At 45.6% G+C, this 2,008-nt stretch carries 2 protein-coding genes and 1 pseudogene; all 3 read right to left on the bottom strand.

Annotated elements, in window-relative coordinates:
- Positions 1-114 precede the first annotated feature (114 nt).
- Positions 115-465, bottom strand: a complete 351-nt coding sequence (locus MES37_RS25045; protein ID WP_443107981.1) for a polymorphic toxin type 17 domain-containing protein — start codon at positions 463-465, stop codon at positions 115-117.
- Between the two features lie 26 nt (positions 466-491).
- On the bottom strand, positions 492-860 hold the full coding sequence (locus MES37_RS24205; RefSeq protein WP_232887505.1) for a hypothetical protein: 369 nt from the start codon (positions 858-860) through the stop codon (positions 492-494).
- A pseudogene (locus MES37_RS24820) lies at positions 857-2,008 on the bottom strand (hypothetical protein); the annotation flags it as partial. The pseudogene MES37_RS24820 and the gene MES37_RS24205, both read right to left, overlap by 4 nt.

The following is a 2,008-nucleotide window of genomic DNA, read 5'->3' as shown; positions in this document are numbered from 1 at the left end:
CATTACACCTCCCTTCTTACCAGCATATTTTTTATTCTTATCTTTACAGTTAGGTAATATCTCAACTTCTTGATAAAAATTTATTTTCTTGTCCATTAAATCCGCCATTTTCGGTTATTTATGAGTTATTTTTCCATCCAGGGATACATTTAAATGAGAGCCATCTCTTGTCGCCCAACCAAGCTGAGCTTTACCTTTAGGGGATAGCTGAACGTCCCATTCGAATGCCTGGCCTGCCGTACGAGAAGGGCCTTTTACCCATTCATTACCGAACTTATCGAGGTAACCATTACTGGGACCTCTGGGAAGTGGATTACTGGATGAATAATTACTATCTGGAACAAAGCGGATCTTACCTTCGGTTGGAAGCTCAACATATTTTATACGGCCTTTAGTCGACCATGGTTGAGCTGCCCCGCCAGTAGGCGACTGGCGATCCGGCCTATCGTTGAGTGATAGATAAATCTCCGGCTTTATGACCGGGATTGTTGCTATTTCTGCGGAGGATCATTGTAGTGCGCTGGTACTTTGTAATCCTTTGGGATTTCAGCCCATTTTCCGGTTCGAAGTATCTTTTCTACATCTTCTCCGATAGCGTCGAAGAAGCTAGATAAACTCATTGCATGAGCTCTCAACTTTAGTAAAGCCGATTGCATTGCAATCTCGTCATTGTTTTTTTTTGCGAGAGCTAGTAACTCCGCTTTAGACTGCAATAATGTTAGATATTTTGTTAATGAACAATCCAACAAATCATTGTAATTAATAGATAAATCATCAATATCTACTGAGGTAGATGATTTTTGACTCAGGATATATAGAAAATTTTTCTTCATTTCATCAAGGAATGAATTAGTTGTCATTTTGGTAATCTCCGCCCCTCTTTAATAGCTGCTTGCGTTTTGGCGTCATTAAATGAACCATCAAGATTTAACACCACCTTAACCTTTCCTTTACTATCAAAAACTTCTAAATGATTTTTATGTGAACCATCAAGGTAGTACTTATCGCCTTTAGCAATATAATCGCCAACATTATCTTTTGCTTGATAGACACTTTGCCCTTGATACATTTGGCTAGTTTTACGGGCATTATTGTTCATCTCACTGCCAAAACCAGTCTGCTTAAAGAACTCGCCCATGTTCCCCACTGCACCTTTATTTGGCTGATATTTTCCAAGTCCACCAGTAACCGCGGCCATTGCCGCACCGGCCAGAATTTCCGCCTGCTGTGGATCTATTCCATATCGGTTTTGTAATCGCTGTGCAAACTCGGTACTGGAAACAACACCTTCTGCCTCAATCTGCTGGGCCAGCAATGAAGACATATCGTTCTTCATTGACCATGGAACATCCGCTCCCAACACTTTATCTATCGCTTCACGTATCAACATACCGTTGCCGGGTATGTCGCCATATATCGTTTTGCATCCCACCGGGTCAGAGGCACAAACAGCAATCATTTCCTGTTGCTGTTTCAGACTCAAAGCTTCCATTTCCTTCACGATCTGCTGACAATCGTTACGCGCCTCACAGCCCTTCGTTTTTTCTGCAAACTCTTCTATCTGTTTGTGGTCCAGGTAGTTATAACGCACCGAATCCAGCGCCGTCGCCGCACCCGACATGGCACCGTTACTGCCCCCCGTCACACCGCCAACCGCTGCGCCACCCAGCGCCGCTGCCCACTGGGTTATCGCCGCTTTTTCATTCACACCCAGTTGAGTATTGTTGCTCAGGTAGTCATCAACAAATTGCCCCAGAGCCTCACTGCCCATTCCCGCCAGGCCACCTGCCAGCGCATTGCCGCCGCCGAAGCTCGCCTGTATCGCACCTATCACTCCATGGATAGCCGCTTTCTCCGGGCCATCTGCCGCCCAGCCCATCGCTGCACCCAGGTCACCGGCATACTGGTTCGCCATCTGCCCGAACACCGCCGCCAGCTCCTGCTGCTCCTCGATTTTTTCCTTATCGAAGATTTTATCGATATGACCATTGGCGTTATCCGTATCGCG

It is taken from the genome of Buttiauxella sp. S19-1 (genome assembly GCF_022134725.1).
GTDB lineage: Bacteria > Pseudomonadota > Gammaproteobacteria > Enterobacterales > Enterobacteriaceae > Buttiauxella > Buttiauxella ferragutiae.
This window is presented reverse-complemented; position numbering and strand designations above follow the sequence as displayed.